The 18,181-nt window shown below is 64.7% G+C and carries 17 protein-coding genes; 12 read left to right on the forward strand and 5 right to left on the reverse strand.

Going from position 1 to position 18,181, the window contains the following annotated elements; all coding sequences use genetic code 11:
• Nucleotides 1-24: 24 nt before the first annotated feature.
• From ACWI6D_RS01105 to ACWI6D_RS01125, 5 genes are read left to right on the forward strand one after another with little or no spacing between them, the layout of a single operon-like run.
• Nucleotides 25-1,188, forward strand: a complete 1,164-nt coding sequence (locus ACWI6D_RS01105) for an ABC transporter substrate-binding protein (RefSeq protein ID WP_449133351.1) — start codon at nt 25-27, stop codon at nt 1,186-1,188.
• Between the two features lie 18 nt (nt 1,189-1,206).
• Entirely contained in the window at nt 1,207-1,968 is a 762-nt protein-coding gene (locus tag ACWI6D_RS01110) for a MotA/TolQ/ExbB proton channel family protein (protein ID WP_449133352.1), read from the forward strand.
• Nucleotides 1,969-1,970: 2 nt separating this feature from the next.
• Nucleotides 1,971-2,459, forward strand: coding sequence for a hypothetical protein (locus tag ACWI6D_RS01115; protein WP_449133353.1), 489 nt, complete (start codon nt 1,971-1,973; stop codon nt 2,457-2,459).
• Nucleotides 2,459-3,688 (forward strand): FecCD family ABC transporter permease, encoded by a 1,230-nt coding sequence (locus tag ACWI6D_RS01120; RefSeq protein ID WP_449133354.1) that lies wholly within the window; start codon nt 2,459-2,461, stop codon nt 3,686-3,688. The genes ACWI6D_RS01115 and ACWI6D_RS01120 overlap by 1 nt, the downstream gene beginning before the upstream one ends.
• Nucleotides 3,688-4,800: an ABC transporter ATP-binding protein gene (locus ACWI6D_RS01125; RefSeq protein ID WP_449133355.1), complete on the forward strand. Its 1,113-nt coding sequence runs from the start codon at nt 3,688-3,690 to the stop codon at nt 4,798-4,800. The genes ACWI6D_RS01120 and ACWI6D_RS01125 overlap by 1 nt, the downstream gene beginning before the upstream one ends.
• A gap of 665 nt (nt 4,801-5,465) precedes the next feature.
• Here the strand turns inward: ACWI6D_RS01125 and ACWI6D_RS01130 are convergent.
• On the reverse strand, nt 5,466-6,467 hold the full coding sequence (locus ACWI6D_RS01130; protein WP_449133356.1) for a hypothetical protein: 1,002 nt from the start codon (nt 6,465-6,467) through the stop codon (nt 5,466-5,468).
• 100 nt (nt 6,468-6,567) lie between these two features.
• Between ACWI6D_RS01130 and ACWI6D_RS01135 the strand changes: the two genes are divergently transcribed.
• From ACWI6D_RS01135 to ACWI6D_RS01155, 5 genes are all read left to right on the forward strand, one after another.
• Nucleotides 6,568-7,413, forward strand: coding sequence for a Rossmann-like domain-containing protein (locus ACWI6D_RS01135; protein WP_449133357.1), 846 nt, complete (start codon nt 6,568-6,570; stop codon nt 7,411-7,413).
• 1,349 nt (nt 7,414-8,762) lie between these two features.
• A complete protein-coding gene (locus ACWI6D_RS01140; protein WP_449133358.1) occupies nt 8,763-9,674 on the forward strand; it encodes a hypothetical protein in 912 nt (303 codons plus the stop codon).
• Nucleotides 9,674-10,117: a hypothetical protein gene (locus tag ACWI6D_RS01145; RefSeq protein ID WP_449133359.1), complete on the forward strand. Its 444-nt coding sequence runs from the start codon at nt 9,674-9,676 to the stop codon at nt 10,115-10,117. The genes ACWI6D_RS01140 and ACWI6D_RS01145 overlap by 1 nt, the downstream gene beginning before the upstream one ends.
• Nucleotides 10,114-11,034 carry a hypothetical protein gene (locus tag ACWI6D_RS01150; RefSeq protein ID WP_449133360.1) on the forward strand — a complete coding sequence of 307 codons (921 nt, stop codon included), beginning with the start codon at nt 10,114-10,116 and terminating at the stop codon, nt 11,032-11,034. The genes ACWI6D_RS01145 and ACWI6D_RS01150 overlap by 4 nt, the downstream gene beginning before the upstream one ends.
• A 278-nt stretch (nt 11,035-11,312) precedes the next feature.
• Nucleotides 11,313-12,005 (forward strand): hypothetical protein, encoded by a 693-nt coding sequence (locus tag ACWI6D_RS01155; RefSeq protein WP_449133361.1) that lies wholly within the window; start codon nt 11,313-11,315, stop codon nt 12,003-12,005.
• Between the two features lie 332 nt (nt 12,006-12,337).
• Here ACWI6D_RS01155 and ACWI6D_RS01160 read toward each other — a convergent pair whose 3' ends face one another.
• Nucleotides 12,338-12,610, reverse strand: a complete 273-nt coding sequence (locus ACWI6D_RS01160) for a carboxymuconolactone decarboxylase family protein (RefSeq protein WP_288285637.1) — start codon at nt 12,608-12,610, stop codon at nt 12,338-12,340.
• Nucleotides 12,611-12,788: 178 nt separating this feature from the next.
• Nucleotides 12,789-12,944: a hypothetical protein gene (locus ACWI6D_RS01165; RefSeq protein WP_288285636.1), complete on the reverse strand. Its 156-nt coding sequence runs from the start codon at nt 12,942-12,944 to the stop codon at nt 12,789-12,791.
• A gap of 69 nt (nt 12,945-13,013) precedes the next feature.
• On the opposite strand from ACWI6D_RS01165, the gene ACWI6D_RS01170 reads away from it, so the two are divergent.
• On the forward strand, nt 13,014-13,184 hold the full coding sequence (locus ACWI6D_RS01170) for a hypothetical protein (RefSeq protein ID WP_449133362.1): 171 nt from the start codon (nt 13,014-13,016) through the stop codon (nt 13,182-13,184).
• A gap of 262 nt (nt 13,185-13,446) precedes the next feature.
• Complete coding sequence (locus tag ACWI6D_RS01175; protein WP_449133363.1) at nt 13,447-15,942, forward strand: hypothetical protein; 2,496 nt, start codon at nt 13,447-13,449, stop codon at nt 15,940-15,942.
• A 261-nt stretch (nt 15,943-16,203) separates the two neighbouring features.
• Here the strand turns inward: ACWI6D_RS01175 and ACWI6D_RS01180 are convergent, their stop codons facing one another.
• Together ACWI6D_RS01180 and ACWI6D_RS01185 are read right to left on the reverse strand one after the other, a co-directional pair.
• Nucleotides 16,204-17,514, reverse strand: coding sequence for an ATP-binding protein (locus ACWI6D_RS01180; protein WP_449133364.1), 1,311 nt, complete (start codon nt 17,512-17,514; stop codon nt 16,204-16,206).
• A 35-nt stretch (nt 17,515-17,549) separates the two neighbouring features.
• Nucleotides 17,550-18,164, reverse strand: coding sequence for a hypothetical protein (locus tag ACWI6D_RS01185; protein WP_449133365.1), 615 nt, complete (start codon nt 18,162-18,164; stop codon nt 17,550-17,552).
• Nucleotides 18,165-18,181 lie beyond the last annotated feature (17 nt).

Genomic DNA, 18,181 nt, shown 5'->3' on the forward strand with positions numbered 1-18,181 from the left:
AGCGAATGACACAGGGGGGAAACGTTGCACACACAACCTATGCAAGAAGCGGGCGGCATCTCGCGCCGCTCGTTCATCAAATTCGGCGGCACCGCGGCGCTGACGCTGGCGCTGCCCGGCGCGCTGTCCATGCTGACCGGCTGCCGCTCGGAGGCCGGCGACGCGTTCTTCCGCGGCGAGTGCACGGTAACCGATCACGCCGGCCGCACGCTTACCATCCCGACGGTGGACAAGCTTGAGCGCATCTACTTCACCTCGGGCCTGGCCGAAATCTACGTGTTCTCGCTGGCGCCCGAACTGCAGGGTGGCTGCGCGTACCAGTTCACCGATCAGGAGCTGGCATATCTGCCCGAAGGCATCGACAAGCTCAAGTACATGGGCTCGCTTTCCGGCGGCGGCGAAATCGATCTGGAAATGCTCATGGCCGAGGACATCCAGCTGGTGTTCGATGTCAGCGCCGTGGCCATTTCCGCGTCCGACATCTCCACGTGCGACAACCTGCAGGAGCAAACGGGCATTCCCGTGGTCATGGTGGACGGGTCGTTCACGAACGTCATGAACGCGTACCGGTTCATCGGCGACATCATTGGCCAAACGGAGCGCGCCGAGAAGATTGCCGCGTACTGCGAGGGCATCTACAACGACGTGCGCGCCGCCGTGGCCGACATCCCCGAGGACGAGAAGGTGTCGTTGTACTACGCCGAGGGCCCGTTCGGCCTGGCGTCGGAGCCCAACGACTCGCTGCACGCGCGCACGTTCGCCGAAGCCGGCGCGCGCAACGTGGCGGCCGTGCCCGTATCAACCAGCGGTTACGGCATGTCGTCGGTGTCGCTGGAGTCGGTGATCCAGTGGGATCCCGAGGTCATCATCGCGTGGGACGACGTCATTCGCGGTGGCGCCGACGAGATCATCCGCACCAGCTCGGACTGGGCCGTCATCAAGGCCGTGCGCGACGGGCGCGTCTACACTATGCCCAACGCGCCGTTCGCCTGGTGCGACCGCCCGCCGGGAGTCAACCGCTTTTTGGGCCTGCAGTGGGTGGCGAACATGCTGTACCCCGACCGCTACGACGTGGACATGGTCGAGGAAACGAAGAAGTTCTACAGCCTTCTGTACTGGTGCGACATCACCGATGAGCAGGCGCGCGACCTGCTTGGCAACAGCTATCCGCCTTACGGCAAGCACTAACGGTTAAAGGAGACACCCGTGGATTTGTACAACGACACCTACTTGCCCGACATTCTGCACGACATTGCGCAGGGGCTGCTTACGCCTGTCATGGTGGTTATCGTGGCGCTTATCGTGGTCACGCTGTTTTTCCTGGGCGCTGTGATCGTCGAGTTCTTCACCGAACGCCGCCATTTCAAGCAGAACATGCCGCGCATCGTGAATCAGATTAACGACGCCGCATACGCCGACGTGGTGGACGTGGTGTTGGCCAGCCAGCTTCTGCGTTACCAGAAGGCCGCGCTTATCACGGCGGCGCGCAACATGGGCCTGCCCGAGGAGCCGCTGTTCGCGCTGGCGCAGATCCAGATTGCGCAGGCCGAGCGCCGCTGCAAGAGCCGCCTGGCATGGACCGATACCATTTCGAAGGTCGCGCCGCTTCTGGGCCTTATGGGCACGTTGATCCCGTTGGGCCCGGGCATCGTGGCGCTGGGCCAGAACAACGTTACGCTGCTGTCGCAGTCGCTGACCGTGGCGTTCGACGCTACCGTGTGCGGCCTGACGTGCGCGGTGGCGGCGCTGATCGTGTCGAAGGTGCGCAGCGGCTGGTACGGCGAGTACATCGAGTCGCTTGAGTCGCTGATGACGTGCGTGCTTGACAAGGCCGCTACCGCCCGCAAGGAAGGCGTGGAGCTGCCGGCGAACTACGACGGCGACCCGCTGGAGGAGTTCAAGCAGCTTGACTGCGCGGGCAAGGGCAAGCCGGCCGCGGTGTCGGCGGGCGCGAAGGCGGGCGAGTAGCCATGCATCGCGATTTCCGCGCAAGCTCGTTTCGCCGCGGCGGGCAGGATATGGGCGAGGACGTGAACCCGTCGGCGTACATCGTGAACATGGTTGACTGCATGTTAGTTCTGGCCTGCGGTTTTCTGGTCATGCTTATGTTGCATTGGAACATTGCCACCACGTCGGTGGACGAGCTGGACGAATCAAGCATGGAAGAGGTTGACCCGCAGGACATGCCCGAGGATGTCACGGCGGGCGGGTCGTACTACATCGACGCCGGTAAGGTGTATCAGGACCCGAACACCGGCCAGCTGTACCTGGTGCAGGAAAATGGCGAAGGCGATGGGGCTTCGGGCGCGTCGGCTGGCGACGGCGCGGCCGCGGGTTCGGCGGGCGCTGCGGCCGGTAGCGCGTCGGCGGGGTCGTCGGCGGCCGCGTCGGGGTCGGCTGGCGGTGCCGCGGGTTCCGCGTCCGCCGCTACCAGCGCCCGCGCGAACGGAGCTGACTGATGGCGGCGCAGGAAGCGCAGCAGGCGCAGGCGGAGCGCGCTTCGCAAACGCCCGTGCAGCCGCCGTGCCTCCTGGAGGCTTCTGCGTCGCAGGCACCCGCCGCGCAAGCGCCTTCGCAGCAGGCCGCTGAAGAGCAGCTGGTCGGCAGCCTGCTTTCCGACATAGACGCGCGCGCCGACGCCGCCGACGCGGCCGTGCGGGAAGCCGCCGACAAGACGTTCGGTTTGAAGGTCACGCTGAAGGTGAAGCTGCTCATCGCGCTGGTGGTGATAGTGGCGTTCTTCTTCTCGTTCATGATGGGCAAATACGCCATGACGCCCGTGGAGGTGTGCCAGACGTTTTGGGCGCACTTCTTCGACCCGGCTAACGTCGATCCGAAGATGGACCGCGTGCTGTTCCGCATCCGCCTGCCGCGCGTGGGCGTGTGCATGCTGGTGGGCGCGGCGCTGGCCGTGGCGGGCGCCAGTTACCAGGGCATGTTCAAAAACCCGCTGACCTCGCCTGATCTGCTGGGCGCATCGGCGGGCGCAAGCCTGGGCGCGTGCCTGGCGCTTCTGTGGGGGCTTGCCGGCGAATACGTGCAGCTGTTCGCGTTCGCGGGCGGCATGCTGGCCGTGGGCATGGCCGTGTGGCTGAACCGGCAGGTCGACTACGACCCCACGCTGGGACTGGTGCTGGCCGGCATTTTGGTGTCCACGCTGTTCCAATCGGGCATGTCCATGGTGAAGTTTCTGGCCGACGCCGACGACAAGCTGCCCACCATCACGTTCTGGCTTATGGGCAGCTTCGCCAACGTCAACGCCGGCGACTTCCTTATGTGCCTGGCGCCCATGCTTATCGGGTTCGTCATCCTGATGTCGCAGTCGTGGAAGCTCAACGTGCTGTCGTTCGGCGACGAGGAGGCGCGCGCCATGGGCATCAAGACGGGCCGCACGCGCCTGCTGGTGATTTTCGCGTCCACGCTGATTACGAGCGCGTCGGTGGCCGTGGCGGGTATTGTGGGCTGGATTGGCCTGGTCATCCCGCACCTTGCGCGCGCCATCGTCGGCCCGAACTACAAGGTGCTGCTGCCGTGCTCTATGGTGGTGGGCGCCGTGTACCTGCTGCTGGTGGACAACATCGCGCGCCTGGCCATGACGGTGGAGGTGCCCATCGGTATTCTGACGGCTATCCTGGGTGTGCCGTTCTTCGTGGTCATTTTCAAGCACAACATGAAGGGGTGGCGCTAATGGCCGCGGAAAAAGTGCAGGTAGCGGGCGCGCCGGGCGGCGAAGAGGCTGCCGCGCGCGCAGGCAAGCAGGCTGGCGAAGGCGTGGCTGCGTCCGCGGGCACGCCGAGCGTGGGCGCTGGCGGGTTTGCCGGCGAGCGAGCAAGCGATACGCGTGCGTCGCGTGAGGCCGCGGCAGGCGCTGTTGATATTGCGTGCGTTGGCGTTGGCGGGCCTGAGGGATGCCGTGTCGGTGCAGCGGCCGTTTATGCTGCGAGTGCTGCGCGTGCGTCGCACGAGGCCGCTGCCGCTGCCGTTGGCGGGCCTGCCGGCGAGCCGCATGCGCTTGAGGTGCGCGGTCTGGTGTGCGGTTACGGGAAGAAGCACCCGGCCGAGATCGTGCACGGCGTGTCGTTTTGCGTGGAGCGCGGCGAGTTCGTGTGCATCATCGGCGCGAACGGCTGCGGGAAGACCACCACGCTCAAGGCCATGATGGGCCTGATCCCCGCGCTGGGCGGCCAGGTGTTCGTGGCGGGACGGCCGCTTTCCGGCATGCCCGAGCACGAGCGCGCGCGGCATTTCGCCTACATTCCGCAGGCGCACACGCCGCCGTTCCCGTTTTCCGTGGCCGATGTGGTGCTGATGGGCCGCACGCCCTACATCAACAAGCTGGCGCAAACCACGGCGCGCGACCGGCAGATCGCATACAAGGCGCTGGAGCTTCTGGGTATCGTGGGGCTGGCCGACAAGGCGTACACGAACCTGTCGGGCGGCCAGCAGCAGCTGGTGCTCATTGCGCGCGCGCTTACGCAGCAGGCCGATGTGCTGGTGATGGACGAGCCCACCGCGGCGCTCGACTTCGGCAACCAGCAGCTGGTGCTGTCGCGCATGAGCATGCTGTCGCGCATGGGAAAAGCCGTGGTCATGGTCACGCACGACCCCGACCACGCGCTGTTCTGCGCCGACCGCGTTATTGTCATGGACGCAGGGCGCGTGCTGGCGCAAGGCACGCCCGCCGAGTGCATCACCACCGAGATGCTCGCGCGCATCTACGGCACCGACGCGCGCGTAGTGGACGTGCAACTGGACGACGGCCTGCAAGAACGCGTCTGCGTCCCCGTGCTGACGCGCTAGAGGGCGCGCTGCCCCAACTCGATGCGGGAGGCAACCTGCCACACACGGCACGCATGACAAAGGGACGGGTCGTTTGTCAGGTTTTGGGCCGGATGCGACAAGAGAGGGTAGGCGCCTGGTGAAAGCAGCCCTTTGTGACCGTGCGAGGACTGGGGCCTGGCGAACGTCTCATCCCCTTGCCAGGTTTTATCTTGTCAGACGAGAGCGCTTATGTGGCCAGGCCGATTAGACGTATGCGTTTGCCTTCGCGCCTGCTTGGTGGCATTGGGCGCGTTTTTCCGCCGCGCATCGGTTGTTTTTTGCCGATGCGAGCGAATCGCTCTGACGGGCGATGCCGCTTTTGGCCGAAGTGGGAAAGAGTGCTCGGCCAGGAAGGCGGTATTCGCTAGATGTGGGAAAGCCGCCGCGCCGCGTAGCTGGAACCCCCCGTGGCGCGACGTCGAAAAGCGGCGAAGTGGGAACGGAAGCAGCCCGTGTTGGGCGTCCGGCGCCGTTTTGGCCCGATGTGGGAATCGTGGTAGTTCCCACATCGGGCCAAAACGGCAATCGTGCCCAGCTTTTCGGCGCGACTTGTGCGTACCTTGTGTGGCGGGCTTCTTGTGCCACCTAAGTGAGGTGATCTTCCTCGCACCTCATAGGGCCGAGCGAGTTCGCGACTTAATGGGCTAACGAACCCCGAACGTATTGAGGATAAGTTGGCGCGCTTCGTCTCCCGGCGCGATGGGATGCGGCTTTCCCCAAGCGGGGGCGAAGCGGCTGACGGCCTGGTCAAGCAGCGTTTCGCGCACCACAGCAAGCGCGTGGGGGAATGTCGGCGTGGGGCCGGCGTCAAGCAGAGCCACGGCGTTCGTAAACCCGCATCCGCGCAAAAGCTCCAACCGCCCCAGCTCATCGACCATCAGGAACGACCCGGGCGCGATTGCGGGCGCCAGCTTTTCGCTGGCGGAAACTGCGCCCGTTAGAGCCCCGCCTGCAGTTGGATGGCCGCCTGCGCTGTCGCTATCCGCCGAAGTGCCGCCTGTGGTCGCCCTCCCGTTCGCGTCGCCGCCCGGCAATGGGACAAAGGGACAGTCCCTTTGTCCCATTGCCGTATCGGCAGGTACATTGCCGTTGCGCGAAATTGGTTTATGCCCATCAATGCTTTCTTTTCCTGCGGTACCGAAGGTGAATGATGAGCGTGGGTGGTTTTCTGGCTTCGTTGTGGCAGCGGGGCTTCCGCCGCCGCACGTTTTCCTATTCAATTCCTTGGCTGCGAATGGGACAAAGGGACTGTCCCTTTGTCCCATTTTCGCTAGCGTGGCGAAATGGTTGTTGACCTGGGCGATTGCCTCGTCGGAGATGGCCCAGGCAAGTTGCGCGGCCTTCGCTTGCTCACCCTGCGCGAACGGTTGGTCGCCTTCCGCCAGGTCGCGGCGGCGCGCGAACACGATGCGTTCGCCTTGCGGCAGCAGCACGTTGTTGATGCCGAGTTTCTCGAAGCGTCCTTCGCCGTCGAATCTGTGCTTGCCGCCGGGCTGCCCCTCGGCGCGCGGCACCCACTGACCAGGCGCGATGACGCCGGCAACGCAAACGCCCGCGGCTGCCAGGTCGCCGCACAGCTTCTCAAGCCATCTGGTTTTCCCGATTTGCACGTCGCCGGTCAGCAGGAACAGCATGAAAGCCCCCATCGTTTCGTCGTTCGTTGTATCATTAGTGCTTAATGAGAATAATACGGGAATTGCGGCTTGAAGGGACACGCCGCACCGTTTCGCTATGAAAGGACGTGCCATGTCGACCATGAGCTTTGACGCCGCTTCGCCCATTGCGTACCCCGGGACGTACGCGCCCGGCACGGCGTGGGACCTGTACAACCAGCTTATCGCGGGAATTCCGGAAGACGTGGAAGTACGCGACTATTGCCTGGGTCTGAACTGGTCGTACGTGGAAGCCGACTGCGGCATGGGCGTGGCGTTCACCACGCGCGGCGGTGGAAAGCGCGCGTTTAAGGCCGACCTGCGCGGCATGAAGCTGCGCCACGTGACCGAGCTGGCGAAGTCGTGGTGCTTCGAGGAGGCGTCACTGGGCGTGGCGGCGCTGAACGCGTGGTACGCGCGCCGCGAGCTGCTTGACCCGTTGGGCTGCGAATATGATTCGAACGCCGACCGGCCCGCCGATGGCGAGCGCGGCGGCGGGCCGAAGGACGCGTTCCAGGCGTATCGCGGCGAGATCGCGGCGCGCGACGGCGCGAACGTCGTGGTGGTGGGACATTTCCCGCACGTGACCGACATCGCCGAGTACGCGAACCTCACGGTGCTCGAGCGCAACTGCCGCGACGGGTTGGACACGCCCGATCCGGCGTGCGAGTTCGTGCTGCCGCAGGCCGATTTCGCGTTCATCACGGGCGTGACGTTCATCAACAAAACGGCGCCGCGCCTGCTTGCGCTGTCGCGCGACGCGCTGACGGTGATGGTGGGTCCCAGCGTGGTCATGAGCCCGCAGCTGTTCGGCTACGGCGTGCATGAGCTGGCCGGAAGCGTGGTGGCCGACCCCGAGCGTGTCCGCTTCGCCGTGATGAACGGCGCCGGCCCGCTGTTCGGCGAAGCGCTGACCATGGCCAGCCTGAAAGCGAAGTAGCGCTTTCGCGGCAACGCCAGGAGTCGACCATCGGCCCTGGCGGTGCCACGGGTGGCATTGCTCCCGCTCGACAAATATTGCCAGAACGCATTCAGCCAGCGTTCGCCCACTTCGCTGGCTTTCCTGGGGGTGCAGAAAGCGAAGGCATGGCAGCGGCCTTGGCGCGCTTTCGCCTGCTTGGAAGCGCGCCAAGGCCGACGGGGCAGGGCGCCTCGACAAGGGGACGCCCCCTTTTCGCGCTGTATAGGCTGCTTGCGCGCAAAAATCGCTCACGTATGTGATTTAATTGCGCTCTGCTGTCTAGAACGATAAGAACATCTTGCGTTTCCCCAGGTCACAGACGTAGTGCAGTTTTCTTTGCCCTGCCAAATCGAGCTAAATCACATACATGAGCGGTTTTTGCTATGCATAGGGAGTCTAGCCCGGCAAAGGGGTAGGACGTTCGCCGGGCAAGGGGCAAGCCGGAAAACGACAGGACAGTTGTCGGGAGGGGCGAGCCGGAAAGCGACAGGACGGTTGCCGGGCAAGGAGGCGAGCCGGCAAAAGGGCAGGTTGTTCGCTAGGTAGGGGGCGAGGCGGGCCCGCAAAACGATGGGTTGCTTGCCAGGTTTTCGGCGCGAGGTTCTCCTTGTTGCTTCACTTACCGGGCGGACTGCGCCCGGCTTTACCACGTGTGCTCAGCTTTTCGCGAAAATGGCCACTGTTTGCCACTTTTTGGAGAAGCTGAACGAATCGGGGTCAGAAATTGGAGAAGCTGAATGGCCTTGAGGCGTGCTTGCTTTTGCTGCGAGGTAACAGCTTGTGGCTATTGACGAAACCCCAGGTCGCGGGCGCGTAATCTAGCCGCCACCAAGATGTGCCGAATCCTAGTGGTCGCGACCTGCCGCCAAATATTCAGGAACGCGAAAAACTGTCCAACAGTGGCCATAATTCCGTGTTCCTGAATACAGCGAGTGCCTTCGAAGGCGGAAAGGCGTGACGGACGTGTGAGGGGGTGCGGCTCCAGGCGCGCGACGCGTTTGGCGTGCTGTTCGCAGGCGACCTGCGCAGTGCGTGGCCGTTGAGGGTTGCAATTTTCACCGCTCCGAAAGTCCGACAGCCGTCCGGGTCGTTTGTCGGGCTTTCGAGGCGTGATGGGCTGCCGCCCATCGTTCGCGGATGCCTCCTGATGTTCCCGGCTGCCATCGGGTGCGCGTGGGCGAAAGCGGTGGTGGATGGCGAAGGCCTGCCGGCGCAGGGCGGTTCCGAGCACGCCGGCGCAGGGCGGCTTCGCCTTCGTTGCGCAATGGGGGCGAAATGCGGTCGCTAGGGTGTAAGCCGTCAGGTTACCGATGGCAAAGGAGACCAGCATGAAAGGAAAAGCCGAGGCGCGTCGCGTGGTCGAAAAGCCCGTCGCGTTCAAGACGGAAGCCGACTTGGTCAACGCGTGCGAATGGTGCGAGCAGCGCCAGGTCGAGCTTGGCCAGCGCGTGAAAATCTTCCCCGAAACGTTCAACCCGCGCATCCGCGCGCAGCGCATGATGGCGCTTCTGTGGGCAAGCCAGGTGAAGCAGGACGAAAACGGCGTGTGCGACTCGCCGTACCTGCAGGTGCTGGAGAGCCGCTGCCGTTCGCACGTGAAATCCCAGGTGGAGGACTACTCGTCCACGCTGCACGTGGCCACCATCGCCGTCGACGCGGCCGAGCAGCTGTGCACGTCGGTGGGTGGCGAGGTGGCGCGCTCCGAGGAGGCGGCGAGGCAGGAGCCAGAGGTGGACTTGAGCGCCACCGATGGGCTGTCCGAGGCCGATCGCAGCGCGGTGGCCAGCCACGACAGCGACGTCGTTCGCGCTCGCAAGAAGGCGGCGCTTGCGGCGGCCGAGGCGCGCCGCGATGAGCTGATGGCGCTGCTCAACCGCGCCCGTCGCGTCCAGGCGCTGCTGGCCGAAAGCATGGAGCGCAACATGGCGTACTGCCAGAACCACTTCCGTGAACAGGCGCTTTCCCACCTGCGCTGGTCGCACAAGCGCGCCGGCTTGAACCGCCCGTACGTGCTTCCCGGCGTGCTCGAGAAGCTCCCGGACATCGAGTTGTCCGAGCTGGCGGAGTTGGCTGGCGAAGGCAGCGCGGGCGATGCGGGCGTTGGAGCCGGCAAAAAAGCCGACGCCGGTGTTGGCAAGCTCGGCTCTGCTGGCGACGCTGCCGATGTTGCCGTCGCCGTGGCAGATGCTGCTGCCGGTGCGGGCGTTTCCGTTGACGCACGTGAGGAAGGAGTACGCTGATGGCTTTCAGCATGAAGGGCCTATTCGGCCGCAAGAACGATGGCGCCCCACAGTTCCCGCGCGTGTCGAGCGCGTCGGGCGAGGCGCGCATCCCCAGCGCCAGCGACCTGTGTGCCGATGAGCGCTTGGGCGTGGCGTTCGACACGCCGCCGGCTCCCGACTTCGAGGTCACGGCGAAACGCCTGGTCGGAGCCGCGGCCGCGCATCCGGCGTTTCACGAAAGCGGCATCGACCAGTATCCGCGCACGCTGCTTGGCCAGCTGGGCGCCTATGTGGCGCAGGTGGACGCGGGGCTCATCCGCTACCGCACCGAGCTTGAGGCCACGCACCGCGCGTCGCTGGCGGCCCAGCTTGAGCGCTGCGACAACCGCCTGGCGGAGCTGACATTCGGCAAGCGCGAGCGCGTGAAGAACGCGACGCAAGGCAAGGAGGTAACCCGATGAAAACGCGCAAGGGAATTGGATTAGTGCTGGTCATCGCGCTGTTGGTGCTGGCGAATGCCTGCTTGGACTACACGGCGGTGTGCAAGGCGCTCGACGTCGACAGCCTGTTCGACGGAGCTGTGACCGAGATCGTGTCGGGCAGCGAAGAGGGTCAGGCGATGCTGGTGTCGAACATCATCGCCATCGTCATCTCGCTTGGCTGCGCCGCCACGTTGTGGGTGCTTCCGCGCGTGGGTGCGAACAACTTCGCCATGGGCTCGCGCAAAGCGTGCGTCGCGGCGTTGGGCGCGGCGGCGTCGATCGCGCTCATCATCGCCGGGCTGCGCTTCGCGTCCGACGTAGCCAGCACCGTGTTCGAATCGGGCGAGGCCACGGCGGTGCTCAAGGGCGTGTTCTTGGTGCTGGTGATGCTGGCGCTGTCGGCGGGCGAGGCCATCGCGTCGTACTGGAAGCAGTACAGCGCGCTGCGTGCCGAGCGTGCGGAGTTGCAGGCGCTCAAGCTGCGCCTGCAGGCCGACTTGGACGACGTGGACGCCCGCGTTCAGGCGGCGGGCCAGCTTGCGGACCTGGCGAAGAGCGAGGCGTTCTGCGCGTGCGAAGGCGCAGGTGAGAGCCTGTATCAAGGCCTGTTGACGCTTTCGGGCGAATTCCAGAACGACTTTATCCGCTTCACCACGGCCATCACCGACAGCCGTGTCCGCTTCTCGCAGCAGCTTTTCGCGCTGGCGCGCACGTCGCAGGTCGCGTTCGCGGGCGTCGGGGTCGGGGCTGGCGTCGGGGCCACTGGGGTTGCCGATGCCGGCGTTGCTGCCGCCGATGCGTCGGTGGCCGATGCGCCTGCGCTTGCCTCGGCCGTTGACGCCGCTGCTGTCGGCGGCATGCACGCCGGCCCCGCTTGCGGCCAGGTGGCTGCGTAAGAGCCTCGCGGCGCCCCCGCCCGCTTCATCGGGTCGGGGCGCCGCATGTTTCGCGAGGTCAAATGGCGATGGCTCACGGGAACGAAGGCGGGCGAACAGGGCCGCAAGGGAAATCGCTTTGCTTGCTGCCCCTGTTCGCCATTTTGATGAGAAGCGGTGCGCTGCCGCATGAGCAGGCGAGGTGGCAAAGGCGCGCATGACGGGCAGGCTTGTTTCGCATGCCCCTTGCGCGCTTAAGCGGTAGCGCGTTCGTTATCATCTAAAGAAAGGATAACCTTATGAAATCGGCGATTGAGAGCCCGAAGGGCTTGTGGATTGAAAGCACAGCAACGAAAACCACTCCTGATGGAGTGAGTGTGACTTCCGCTTTGCTGCGTCGGGCAAATCGTGAAAACCAGGACGTGGTGCTGGTGTCTGATTCCGGCGAATGCGCCATGGTGGTGGACGGGATGGGCGGCCGGGCGCACGGCGCACTGTACGCGTCGACGTCGGCGTGCGTGGGGCTTGACGCGCTTGAAGACGGCCTGTCAGCCCGCGCGGCGCTTGACCTGGCGTCGCAGGCGGCGGGCAACTTGGAGCGGCACGTGGTGCATCGCCACGGCGGCGCGGCGGGTGTGAGCTTGCGCGTGCGCGGCAACCACGTGGAGTGGGCCAGCAAAGGCGACGTGGCCGTGTTCGGCCTGTACGACGGCAAGGCGAAGCTGTTGTCGCAGCTAGACAGCGCGGACGGCAAGCTGACGAACTACCTGGGATGCCCGAAGCGCTCTGCGTCGGGCTCGGCTGACCTGCCGCCGAACGCCGCTCTGCTGGTGGCCACGGACGGCTGCTGGCGCTACGCGAATGTGGGCGCAATCGCCCGTGCAGCACAGGGCGAACAAGCCACCGACCTGGCAACAGCGGCTCTCGCTCGTGCCTACGAGGGCCTCACCCCCGACGACGCTTCCGCTCTCGCCCTTCGTCGCTCCGCATAACCGACGGGAAACCACCGAGCTGACAACGACCTGGCCCCTTGTCAGGTCTGGCAAATGCGACAAACGACCCGTCCCTTTTCGTGTTTCCTTGTCAGATTGGGCTCCTTGGGCAACAAAAATCGCTCATGTATGTGATTTAACCCAATTTGACGGGGTAACGAAAATAGCGCCGAGTCTGTGACCTGGGGATATGTAAGATCCTCTTGTCGTTGTAGGTGGCGGAGAGCAATTAAAGCACATACATGAGCGATTTTTGCTAAACCTGACGGGAGGTAGCTCGTTTTGCTGTGAGCCTTTCGTTGCTCCCTGCGGGCGCTTTGACCCTCGCTTCTCTACTTGCTTGCGTCTTCGATGGCTGCGAGGGCGTTGAGTGTGCGGGGGTAGCCGATGAAGGGCAGGTTGCCGGACATAACGGTAACTAGCAGCTCTTTGGTGTTGCCCGCCGAGAGGTTGGCGGCGGCGTGCGCTTTCGTCTGCGCGCCGCAACCACCTTGCGTCGCGATGTAGCAGAACGTGGCCAGCTCGCGTTGCCGCAGCTTAGCGCAGCGGGCAGCATGGCGCGGTACTCGTCGATGCCCTGGCAACCTAAAAGCGTGGCCAGCCATCCCAGGTAGCGGGTCTCGTCGTCAAGGTTCGCCTGCGCAACCACCTCGTCGAACGCGAAGGTGTCGAAGCGCTCGATGAACTCGGGGTCGGTACGCAGGAAGTCCGACACGTAGCCGGGGAACATCTTCTCGTGGAACGCCTTGGCGGCACCGGTGATGCGTGCTTCGTAGGCCACGGTTATTCTCCCGCCGGGTAATCGGTGGATGCGGCCAGCGCCGTTTGCGTGTGGTAGTCCGCCACGCGCTTCTCCAAGCGCTCGATGGTTGCGGCCAGCGCCTGACTGCCGTACACCTGGCGAAGCGGCGCCGGCTCGATGGCCACGGACTCGATCATGCGAACCCGCCATCTTGGCGGGTTCGCCCGCCGCCAGGCCCTTCGACGGGGTTGGAGGTGCGGGCCGCCGTGGCCGCTTTCGCCGCGCGCTATCCGCACATCGATTTCCTTTACGACTCGCCTAGCCGTCGACTGCCCGACATCAAGGAGCGCCTGCACTTCTTTTCGCGTTATCTCCTGATGATTTGCCAAGAAGTGCAAAATGGCTTCTTCTGTTCATTATGGTTAGCAAATGGTTAGAAATGACTAGAAAGATAAGGCTAATGGATGGAATGCTGATTGGCTCTGCTTTCGGCGATTCCTGTCGTTTGTGTCTGTGCTTTCATGTTGGCTGGCCTGTTGTTTGGAGCGGTTATATGAGTATTGGCTAATAGCGCGACAGCCGCGCAGCCGCGTAAGGCCAGATAGCCCCGTTTGTTCGGGAATTGCTATTCTGACGTTCGCTCACAGGTGAAATGGTGGAAAATGATGGCAAGCGGCAGGGAAAGGGAAAGGTGCGCGCATGGGTGAGCGTTCGTTGAAGGCGGTTGCGAAGGCGCTGACGGGTTGGGTGGACGCTTGCTCCACCGAGCGCGCCGACGGCTGCGCGCTTGCGAAGGGCGCGGGCTTTCCTGCCGGCGACGCGCTGCGCGAGATGCGCCTGCAGCGCGTGCTGGCCAACACCACGTACTTCCGCCATTACCCCAACCCGACGCACAATCCCATCGTCGAGCAGCTGTGCGCGCATCTTGACGCCGTGGGCATGAGCGGCAACTTCCTGACGGGGAAGGACCCGCTGAAGCACTTCTCATCAGGTGAAACGTTCCTGCCGCGCTCGAAGCGCAATGTGGACGCGCACTACGCGAAGCCGCTTGCCGAGGTCATCGAGGAGCAACTTGACGCGCTGCTTGCCGACGCGTCGTTCGCGCCGCAGCAGCGCGAAGAGGCCGCCGCGATTGCCGCGGCCATGGAGGACGAGCTGCTGTTCTACGACGAGCTGCGCGCGCAGGCGAAGCGCCAGGCGGAAATCGGCGACAACACGTTTATACTGCGGGCGTTTCGCCGGCTTGTTCCCATTTGGGTTGCGAAGCAGGATTGCTGCAAGGTTTGGCAGCCGTTTTTGGGCAATCGCGGTCCCGGCGCGAAGCCGGTGGCGCTTGATGCCGCGTTCGCGCCGAACCTGTTCGGCAGCCGCTTTTTCGACACGGAACGCTGGTGGGGCTGCTGTCCGGGTGAGGCGTGGGGCGAAGGCGAGGGCGAAGAGGCGCTGGCCGCCGAGCCCATCAATGCGCTTATCGACGAGATTGTGCGCAACGACGAGGGCATCGAGGCCATGCGCGGCGAACGTTTCCGGGCGCTGATGGTTGAGAATCGGGCGCGTTACGTTGCGCTGGTCGAGGCTGCCGCGCGGCCGGGCGGGCCGTTCGTTCCCGATTGCGTGGTGAGCGATCCGCGTGGCGGCGCCGCTGAGGCGCGCAATCTGCTTGCGGAGCTGCCGGTTGCCGATTTATACCGGTCGTTCGACGCCGCGTTGTTCCCCGAGGCGCTCAAACGCAAGGCGAACCTGGTGTTCGGCGTGTACTTGGCGCCGGCGGTGGGCATCGTCAACTGCCAGGAGCTGCCGTTTGCCTTTGCGGGCGAGGGCTCGCTTGGCGAAGGCACCGTGGAAGCCACGGATTGCGTGCCGCGTGGGATGAGCGGCGACGTTGCCTTAGGCGTTGGCGCGCCGCCCGTTACGATCAGCGTTAACCATGCGCTTGCCGGCACTGCGTTCAGTGCCAGCAAGGCTGTCGAGTTTCCGGCGGTCGAGGCGGATGTGGCCGGCGGGGCGCTGCTGTGCATCGTGGGCCGGCGCTACGACAGCTCGAAGTGGGACGAGCTGCGCCGCGCGCTTTCAGGGGCTGCGCGTGCGTATTTCGGCGCGGGAGTCGGCGCGAGCGCAGGAGAGGGCGAAGGCGACGGGGGCGCGTCGTACGCGGAATGCTTCGTTGACCAGGGGATAGACGCTTCGTTCGGTGTGGATGCGCAGCGTTGGGTTCCGCTGGTGAAGCGCTTGGTGCGCGAAGAGTGTTTTCCGGCTGGCGGCGAGGCGAGCCTTGATTTCGCGCGGTTGCGCGATGGCTTCGAGCGCGCCGTGCAGCGTTTTTGCGCTAGCGCAGAAGTGGCGGCTGCGCCTGAAGACGCGCCGTCGAAAACCGCGTTGCGCAAAAGGCTGTTCCAGGGCAGCGGCAGCATTGTCGCCGCTCTTGAGGCCCAGGAGCTGGACTGCTTGCACGCGCTTGCGAAGCGCGTGGGATGGGGCGCTGGCGCGGTGCGCCTGACGCAGCTGCGACGCGAGGACGATTTCGGGTTCGTCGACTACGATGCCGCGAAAATTGCCCAGGCGGTTATTGCTGGCGCCGGCGCCGTCAAGGTGCCCGCGCGCGACCGCATGCTCGACGTTTCGCGCAACCAGCTGCTTGCGCAGGTACGCACTTGCGTTACGGCGTCGGTGTCGCCCGCGCTTGGCCTGGCGGGAAAGCGCCTGTTCACGTCCGCAATCATGGACTTTCTTGCGTGCGGCGTGCTTGCGTGGTCCGAATCGGACGGCGAGAAAACGCTGCCGCTGCTCGAGTCGTGCCTGTCCGACGCGTTCGACCGCTTCGTCGAGTTCGAGAAGCGCATCACGCTTGAGTGCCGGCCTGTCGGCGCCGACCTCGACGAGGAGGCGGCGAAGCACCTGCGCGCCATCAGCAGCAGACACCTGGCGTTTTTCCTTGACGAGCGCAACGGCCACCGTTTCAGCGTGGCGTGCCTGGACGGCAAGAACGGTGCCATCGTCGACACGGCCGCCGCGCCAACGCAGTTCAGCCTGTCGCGCCTCGACGACGCCAGTGCCCGCCGTCTCGATCGCGCCCGCCGCTTCTCCCGCCAGCCCGACCTGCCGCTGGCGCCGGAAGGCGCCGCGTTCGCGCTCAGCCCCTATGACGTGATCGAAATCCCCGCCTACGAAGGCGTAACCATCCGCATCAGCGACTAGATGGCGAACAACCCCCGTCGCTTTTTGGCACGATTTCGAACTTTCCGAGCCTTGAAACATCCTCATGAGCTTTGGAAAGCTCCGATTCATGCCAAAGCAGGGCTTCTGCGGCCGAAACGGGGGGCGAAGAGTTTCGGAAAGTTCAAAATCGTGCCAAAGCCAGCATTGGGGCGAAGGAGGCGGTTGTGGGCGGACTTGGGCGGCATCGCTTCGATTGATTGGCTGATACGAGGGGTGAAAGGCCGGTGCACGACCGCTTGATTAAGCTTCCAGCCTCACAAAATGCGCGGGGACGCCGGTGGTTTGCAGCAACGCTTCGCCGGTGCTCAGGCTGCCGAAGCGTTGCTCTTGGGGCTCGCTGAGCGCGAGGGCTTTTGCGATGGCGTTGCGGTCGTCGCCGTGCGTGCTGGCAAGGGCAAGCTTCGTCACGCTGTTCGACAGCACGCCGGCCGGCAGCAGCGCCGGCCGTTGGTCGACGGTGGCGAACCCGATTCCCGCCGCGCGCAGCTCCGCCAGCGCGCTTTCGTGCAGGCGCGCGAACGTGGTTGGCTGCCCGCTCATCTGGTCGATCAGCAGCGAATGCGCCTCTTCCACCACGAACACCGTGTGCAGCGGCCGTGCGCCAAGGTTGCGGCTTGCGCGCATGACGCGCAGCAACAGCAGCATGCCAACAAACGCGCCGTCGCTGGGCCCAAGATCGGAAAGCTGCAGAACTTTTGCGTGCGCCCCGAAGCTGAGCAGGTCGTTTGCGGCCAGCCCGTGCTTGACGGTGAACGCCGGGTTTTGGCACAGCGCCCGTCCTCGGCTGGTCAGCGCGCCGGCAAGGTCCTGCGTCAGCTTGGCGCTCAGGCACGTTTCCTCCTTCAGATACGGCTGAATTTGCGTAAGGAAGTCCCGCACGGTTGGCCAATCGGTGTTTGAGCTGGCGAAACGGTTGGCGTCGATGCGGCGAAGGCGGTACAGGCGCTCGGTGAGCGCGCGCAAGTGCAGCGGCAGCGGTTGCTCTTTCAACCCGTAAACGTCTTCCAGGCACGTGCACGCATCTTGGATCCACACGCGCGGCAGCACGCGTTCGTCCACTAGAAACGGGTTCGTTTGCAGCGTGGCGGTGCCGCTTTCGCCGTCGAAGCCGAGCGCGGTTGCGGGTACGCCTGCACGGCGCAGCGCATCGGCATATTCCACTTTTGCGGGTTCGAGCACCACTACGCTGATGCCGCAGCCCACCAGCTGGGCAATCAACCGCACCATGGCCGTGGTCTTGCCCATGCCGGGCTGACCCGTCACGCACAGGTGGCTTGCCAGCACGCGCACGTCGATGGCGCACGGGCCGCTGTCGCTGTGCCCAAGGGCGATGCGCTCGCCCGATTGCGGCGAAGCGCCGCGCGCAAGGGCGGGCGCGGTTTCGCGGAGCGTGGGCGCGGGGCCGCAGAGCGCGGGTGCGAGGGCACAGGGCGCGGACGGCTGGGCGCCTGCTGGCAGGGTGTGGGCTCGCGCAGCGAACACAGGCGATGACGCGCGCACGACCTGGCCGCCCTCAAGCGGGTTCAACTTTCCAAGCTTGCTTCCGAACATGGGGAACTCCTTTACTTTCGGGGTCGATCAGGCGGCTACTTAACGAAGCTTCTGACCAGCAAAAACAACAAGCCTATCGAAAGGAGCGCAGGTCCGAAGGCATCGAGCAGACTTCTGATAAGGCCAACAAGTGCCGAAGCAAGTCCGCCGCTTGCCACGAACCCGAATGCTTGCCAGGCGATGAACGCCAGCGCCAACAGCAGCACGGCGCCAACGACAAGGATCGTCGAGCCGTTCGCTTGCGCCGCTGGCTGAATCGACGAATGCGTGGTGAGGTTGTTCAGCTGCTGCACCACCAGCGCCCCGCCGCGTTCCTTGACCTTCGCTTGCACAATGTGGCCCTTCGCCACGCTGCCGCTGATGTCGCCGAACACCACCAGCGCGCGCTGTTGCGCAGCCAAGTCGTTGCCGAACGCGTTTATGGGCTCGACGAACAGGGTGGTTTTGTGCGTCTGCGTGCCGAACTCGTAGGGCTTGCCGTCGGCCACCAGCGCCACCCACTTCCCGGACGCGTTTTGGATCGACTGCTGCGCCACCACCTCCACCACGCGCCCGCTGACAATGTCGCCCTGCACCAGGGGCGTTTGCGTGCTGATGCCAAGCGCCTCGCGCTCAGCAACGGAGTTCGACATGCTGTTTTCGCTGCTCATGATTCGCCTTTCGCTCT

The organism is Senegalimassilia sp., from assembly GCF_977052095.1.